The organism is Aeromonas enterica (genome assembly GCF_054052465.1).
This window is the reverse complement of record NZ_JBSTYL010000037.1, coordinates 21,111-27,632: the sequence shown is the minus strand read 5'-3', so window position 1 is coordinate 27,632 and position 6,522 is coordinate 21,111. Positions and strand designations below refer to the sequence as shown.

The window sequence follows — 6,522 nt, the reverse complement described above, 5'->3', positions numbered from 1 at the left end:
TGTTGAAAGGCAGGGGTATCCATGATGGTAGACCTCAAGGAGATGGCCTACTTCAAGATTAGCCTTTCAACACGTAATTGGGACAGAGCCAATAGAAAGGCCGCCCGCAGGCGGCCTCGATTTTGGGACTCTCAATGCCGATCAGGCATCGCCCATCGCCAGCAGGGAGGCGTTGCCGCCCACCGCAGTGGTGTTGATGGTGCGGGTCTTCTCGGTCACGAAGCGGCTCAGATAGTGGGGGCCGCCCGCCTTGGGACCGGTGCCGGAGAGGCCCTGCCCACCGAACGGCTGCACCCCGACCATGGCGCCTATCTGGTTGCGGTTGATGTAGACGTTGCCCACGTTGATGCGGCTGGCTAGCTCCTCGGCGTGGGATTCGTTGCGGCTGTGGATCCCGAGCGTCAGGCCGTAGCCGGTGCCGTTGATATCCGCGATCACCTTGTCCAGATCCTTGGCGGCATAGCGCACCACGTGCAGGATGGGGCCGAACTGCTCCTTCACCAGCTCGCGGATGGAGCCGATCTCCAGCGCGGTCGGCTGCACGAAGTGACCCGCCAGGGTGATGGCCGGCATGGGTGCCTGGGCGATCAGGCGGGCACGCGGGATCATGTGTACCAGGTGCGCATCCAGCCCGGCCTTGGCGTCGGCGTCGATGACCGGGCCCACATCGGTATTGTGTTCGGCCGGATTGCCCACTTTCAGCTCCTGCAGCGCACCGGTCAGGATCTCCAGCACCCGCGGCGCTATCTCCTCCTGCAGGTAGAGTACCCGCAGGGCGGAGCAGCGCTGACCGGCGCTCTGGAAGGCGGCACTCACCACGTCGCGCACCACCTGCTCCGGCAGGGCGGTGGAGTCGACGATCATGGCGTTCTGACCCCCTGTCTCGGCGATGAGCGGCAGTATGGCGCCATCACGCTGGGCCAGGGTCAGGTTGATGAGCTTGGCGGTCTCGGTGGAGCCGGTGAAGCAGACGCCGCCGATCCGGGCATCCGCCGTCAGTTTGGCACCCACGGTGGCGCCGTCACCCGGCAGCAGTTGCAGCACGTCGCCCGGAATGCCGGCCTGGTGGGCCAGGGTCACCGCCAGATGGGCGATGAGGCCGGTCTGTTCGGCAGGCTTGGCGATGACGGTGTTGCCGGTGGCCAGTGCCGCCGCGATTTGACCGAGGAAGATGGCCAGCGGGAAGTTCCACGGGCTGATACAGACAAACACGCCGCGGCCCTGCAGGAACAGCTCGTTCTGCTCACCCGTGTAGCCGGGCAGCAGGGTGGCCTGCCCCATCAAGCCACGGGCCTGCACCGCGTAGTAGCGGCAGAAGTCCACCGCCTCACGCACCTCGTCGATACCGTCTTGCAGCAGCTTGCCCGCCTCGCGGGTACAGAGGGATACGAACTGCTCGCGGTTCGCTTCCAGCAGATCTGCCAGCGTCTCCAGCGCGGCAGCGCGCTCGCTCACCGGGGTCTCGCGCCAGCGCGGGAAGGCGGCATGGGCCGAGGCCAGTGCCTGATCCACCGCCTGCTCGTCGGCCCAGTGGATCTTGCCGACCGTCAGGCTCACGTCCTGCGGGCTCAGCACGGTAAGAGCCTCGCTACGCTTGAGGGTCTCCCCATCGACGATGGGGCCGGCCAGCCACTGCTTGCTCTCCAGCTCTTTCAACCTGGCGAAGAAGGGGCGCTGGATGGAGACGATGTTCATGTTCACGCCGCTGGAGTTCTTGCGGTCCGTGAACAGGTTCACCGGCTGCGGAATGCGGTCATTGGCCAGGCTGCCATAGCGCTTCAGGGTGCGCAGCGGATGCTCGGCCAGGCTGTCCACCGGGGTGTTGGGATCCACCAGCTTGTGGACGAAGGAGGTGTTGGCCCCGTTCTCCAGCAGGCGGCGCACCAGATAGGGCAACAAGTCCTTGTGGGCGCCGACCGGCGCATAGATGCGGCAGTGCCGCTCCGGAGACTCGCTTAGCACGGCGTTGTGCAACTCCTCCCCCATGCCGTGCAGGCGCTGGAACTCAAACTGGCGATCGCCGGCCATCTCCAGGATGCTGACCACGGTATTGGCGTTGTGGGTGGCAAACTGGGGCGAGATGAAGCCACGGGTCGGCTCGCTCAGCAGGTAGCGGGCGCAGGCGAGGTAGGATATGTCGGTACCCGCCTTGCGGGTAAACAGCGGGTAGCCGGGCAGACCGGCCTGCTGGGCATATTTCAGTTCGCTATCCCAGTAAGCCCCTTTCACCAGCCGCACCGGGATCAGATCCCCCTGCTCGCGGGCCAGCCCCGTCAACCAGCAGAGTACCGGCAGGGCGCGCTTGGAGTAGGCTTGCACCACCATGCCGAGCTTGCCCCAGCCACGGTTCGCCTCGGAGCGATAGAGTTGCTCGAACAGGTCCAGCGATAGCTCGAGTCGGTCCATCTCTTCGGCATCTATGCTGATGGCCACGTCCTTGTCACGGGCCAGCCGCACCAGCCCCACCAGTCGCTCGCTCATCTCGCCGAGCACCCGCTCGCGGTTCGCCACGTCATAGCGCGGATGCAGCGCCGACAGCTTGATGGAGATGGACGGGGCCGGGCCGCCGTCGCTGATGCGCTCATTGCCGACCGCCTCGATGGCGCGCTGGTAGTCGCCGAAATACTTGTCCGCATCGGCCAGGGTCAGGGCGGACTCCCCCAGCATGTCATAGGTGTGGGTGTAACCCTTCTCCCGGGACTTGCGGCTCGCCTTGAGGGCCTCCTTCATGTCGCGCCCCAGCACGAACTGCTTGCCCATGATCTTCATGGCGGCATACATGGCGGAGCGCACCACCGGCTCCCCCAGCTTGTTGACCATGCGGCCCAGCATGTTGGCCGGATTGCCGTCCAGCTTCTTGTCCAGCTTGATGATCTTGCCGGTCAGCATCAGGCCCCAGGTGGAGGCGTTGACCAGAGTGGAATCGCTCTTGCGAAAATGGGACGACCAGTTGGCGCCGGAGAGCTTGTCCTTGATCAGGGCGTCGGCAGTCTCGGCATCGGGAATGCGCAGCAGGGCCTCGGCCAGGCACATCAGTATGATGCCCTCCTGGGTGTCCAGGCTGTACTCCTGCAGGAAGGCGTCGATACCGTCACCGGAGCCACTCTCCTTGCGTACCTTGGTCACCAGGGTACGGGCACGCTGGGTCACCCGCTCCAGCGAGGCGCCATCCCCCGGCAACATGGCAGAGAGCTCGGCCAGATAGGCATTTTCATCCACCACGTAGTTTTGGGTGATGGCTTCGCGCAGGGCGGCCAGATCGGAGGGAAGGTAGTCAGCAGCAAGAACTTGAGTGGCTTTGAACATATGGGGTCTTCCTGTACGCCCGCAGGCTATATCGACGAAGGCGGCCGTGCCGCCGAAACGCCGACAATGTATACAATATCGACTCATAGATGAAATGAATTTGTTGCCTGACATTAACAAATATCGCGGATTGGCTCATTTGGTGCGCATATAAAGTCGGGGGCTGGCGAGGTTGACCATTTCATCATCTTATTTTGTATACAATTTTATGCGAGGCAAAAAAGAAGGGTCGCTATTGCGACCCTTCTTCATCGGACCGACAGAAACGGTCCGTTTGTCTTGCGTTCACCACGCTGATGGCAAGATGCCGATCAGTTCATCCAGCGTTCGCCACGACTGCGACGACGGGGCAGCATGGGGAGCAGGATACCAAGCAGGATACCGCCACCCACCATGGCACCACCGCGGATGAACCAGTCCATCTGCATGTCGTGCTCCTGGTTGTCATAGCTCTGGGTCAGGGCATCGTTCTGCTCCTTGAGATTCCCCATCTCCTCGCTCTGGCTGGCAAGCTGGGCCTTCAGGCTGGCGATCTCCTTGCTCTGCTCGGCGATCTTGCCATCCTTCTCGGTGAAGCGTTGCTCGTTGTCACCGTTGAGGTTCTGCAGGCGAGCCTTGAGATCTTCCAGCTCTTTCTGGACCTGGGGCAGCCGCTCACGCAGGCTGATCTCGCCCTGCAGCTCGCTGTTCTTGATCCAGCCATCACGGCCACGACCGTCCACCACCTGAGTGAAGCCGGCCTCGTTGTTCACCGCCTTTACTTCCAGCGGTTCACCAGCCTTGACGCTGCCGAGGATCCGGTACTGGGTACCCGGACCATTGTGGATAAAGGTAAAGATGTTGTCTGAGACATAACGGGTATCGGCCAGTGCCTGTTGGGCACACAAGCAGATCAGGATCCCGAGAAGGGCGCGCATGGTCGATCGATTCTCTTCATTTGGTTAGGTGACTGGCCGAATGTTAAGCCGCCAGCGGGTCAAAGGACAAGCAAAGAAAAACGCCTCCCCCCGAGCTGAGAGCTGGCTCGCAACTTGTCCCCATCCTCACGCGACCATTCCAGACGCCGGAGGCTACTTCTGTTTCAGCGCCTTCACCTCGGCGCGCAGGGCGCGCAGCTCCTGCAGCAGCAGATCCTGCTGTGCACTCTGGTGACGCCGCCACGTCTCCAGTTCACCATCCCCCCGCCCCGGCTGCAAAAACAGGCTGGCCATGAAGCCACTGATGGCACCGAACAGGCCGACCCCGAACAGGATCAGCAGGCTGGCGACGAAGCGTCCCTCCTCCGTCTTGGGCACCAGATCGCCGTAACCCACGGTCGACAGTGTCACCAGGGTCCACCAGAAGGCATCGTAAGGGGTCTGGATCTGGCTGCCGGGTTGACCCGATTCGATCAGATACATGACGCCCGAGCCCACCCCCAGCAGCAGGAAGAACAGGAACAGTATGCCCGAGAGGGTGGTCTCGTTGCGCTCGCGGCGGAACATGCCGAGCAGATCCGGCTGATCCCGCAACAGCTGATAGACCCGCCACAGCTGGATCAAGCGCGCCCAGCGCAGCTGTTCCACCATGGGCAGGCTGCCCGGCAGATAGAACCAGTTCGCCTTGAAGAAGGCCAGCTTGTCGCGCGCCCGCACCCAGCCATAGGCGAAGTGGGCGAGGAAGAAGTAGCAGATCAGGCTGTCGACATCATAGAAGAGCTGCAGAGTTTGAGGGTTCCAGTCCGAGTGACCCCACCAGCGGGCGCAGACCAGCAAAACGGAGATCACCGACAGAAACGCCATCAGCAGATCCATGGCGCGCAGATGAGTTAAGTGATGTCGCATACATTTTCCTACTTTAGGCACGGTGCGAATTAATAAAAAAGAAGATAATGCCGATAGTCCTTAGGACAAAGGAAAACCGGCCATTAAAAGGAGAAACATTATGCAGTTAAACCCGCTGGAGCGGCGAATGAGCAATATCCGGCTGGTACCCAAGGTGGTACTGCTCATGGTGTTCAGTACTGTACTGCTGCTAATCAAGCTCTGGTTCGACGCCAGCAATCTGGAAACCACCCTGCTCAGCGAAGGCATAGATGCCGACAAAGCCAATGCCATTGCCGATCGCCTGCTCTGGACCGGGGTGATGGAAACCGCCGTGATGGGGGTCATCTTCGTCGTGCTGCTGCTGACCGGCTCCCGCCTCATGGTCAAGCAGGTGCACTATCTGGTCGGCCTGCTGGAGCGCTTCGCCCGCAAGGATCTGAGCCACAAGGTACTGCTCAAGTCCCGTGACGAGTTCGGTGACATCGCCAAGGCGGTGGCCCATTCCCAGGAGAACCTCAAGGAGGTGTTTGGCACCCAGCGCGTCGCCTGCAAGGAGCTCAACGACATCGCCTCCCAGGTCACCCTTTGTATGGAAGAGGCCAACGAGGCCATCAGCGAGGAGTTCACCCAGATAGAGCAGCTGGCCAGCGCCATGAGCCAGATGGTGGGCGCCATTCGCGAGGTGGCCGCCCATGCGGAGCAGGCCTCCCACGCCACCGCCGAAACCAGCCTGCTGGCCGAAGAGGGCAGCCGCTGCGTAGCGGCCACCGTCAGCACCATAGACACCCTCTCCGGCAACATCCAGCGCTCCTCCACCGTGGTCAATCAGGTGGAACAGGGGGTCGAACAGATTGGATCCGTTGTGGATACCATTCGCGGCATCTCGGAGCAGACCAACCTGCTGGCCCTCAACGCTGCCATCGAGGCTGCCCGCGCCGGTGAGGCGGGTCGCGGTTTTGCCGTGGTGGCGTCCGAGGTGCGCGAGCTGGCCAACCGGGCCCAGGCCGCCACCGTCGAGATCCAGAAGATGATCGAACAATTGCAGGGCAATGCCCGCCAGGCCGCCGAGCTGATGGCCAAGAGCGTGCAGCAGGCCGACAAGGGGGTGGAGCAGGTGACCCAGGCCGGCGATCAGCTTGCCACCATAGTGCAGCGGGTACAGGGGGTGGCCGACATGAACCGCCAGATCGCCGCCGCTTCCGAGCAGCAGAGCTCGGTAGCCGAGGAGATGAGCGGCAACCTGGAGCAGGTCAAGCAGGTGGTGGAAGGATCCGTGGTCGTCCTGCGCGAGCTGCAGGAAGCCTCCGAGCTGGTAGAGCACCACAGTCAGACCCTGGATACCCATATCCAGGCTTTCAAACTGGCCTGAGACCGTGATTTGAGTAAACTGGAAGGCCCCGCGAGGGGCCTT

At 62.3% G+C, this 6,522-nt stretch carries 4 protein-coding genes; 1 reads left to right on the top strand and 3 read right to left on the bottom strand.

Annotated elements, in window-relative coordinates:
- Positions 1-141: 141 nt before the first annotated feature.
- The 3 genes from putA to ACW5XD_RS22610 all read right to left on the bottom strand — a co-directional run bounded on the left by putA (position 142) and on the right by ACW5XD_RS22610 (position 5,129).
- Positions 142-3,306 (bottom strand): bifunctional proline dehydrogenase/L-glutamate gamma-semialdehyde dehydrogenase PutA, encoded by a 3,165-nt coding sequence (gene putA / locus ACW5XD_RS22620; protein ID WP_456496839.1) that lies wholly within the window; start codon positions 3,304-3,306, stop codon positions 142-144.
- Positions 3,307-3,617: 311 nt separating this feature from the next.
- Positions 3,618-4,223, bottom strand: a complete 606-nt coding sequence (locus ACW5XD_RS22615) for a TIGR04211 family SH3 domain-containing protein (RefSeq protein ID WP_456496838.1) — start codon at positions 4,221-4,223, stop codon at positions 3,618-3,620.
- Positions 4,224-4,376: 153 nt separating this feature from the next.
- The gene (locus ACW5XD_RS22610) at positions 4,377-5,129 is read right to left on the bottom strand and encodes a potassium channel family protein (protein ID WP_456496837.1); all 753 of its coding nucleotides are present in this window, start codon (positions 5,127-5,129) and stop codon (positions 4,377-4,379) included.
- 100 nt (positions 5,130-5,229) lie between these two features.
- Between ACW5XD_RS22610 and ACW5XD_RS22605 the strand changes: the two genes are divergently transcribed.
- Positions 5,230-6,480, top strand: coding sequence for a methyl-accepting chemotaxis protein (locus tag ACW5XD_RS22605; protein ID WP_456496836.1), 1,251 nt, complete (start codon positions 5,230-5,232; stop codon positions 6,478-6,480).
- Positions 6,481-6,522: the final 42 nt, after the last annotated feature.

Excerpts from the sequence above, each read along its gene's own strand:
- putA (WP_456496839.1), bottom strand. The coding sequence starts at position 3,306 with ATGTTCAAAGCCACTCAAGTTCTTGCTGCTGACTACCTTCCCTCCGAT.
- ACW5XD_RS22615 (WP_456496838.1), bottom strand. The coding sequence starts at position 4,223 with ATGCGCGCCCTTCTCGGGATCCTGATCTGCTTGTGTGCCCAACAGGCA.
- ACW5XD_RS22610 (WP_456496837.1), bottom strand. The coding sequence starts at position 5,129 with ATGCGACATCACTTAACTCATCTGCGCGCCATGGATCTGCTGATGGCG.
- ACW5XD_RS22605 (WP_456496836.1), top strand. The coding sequence starts at position 5,230 with ATGCAGTTAAACCCGCTGGAGCGGCGAATGAGCAATATCCGGCTGGTA.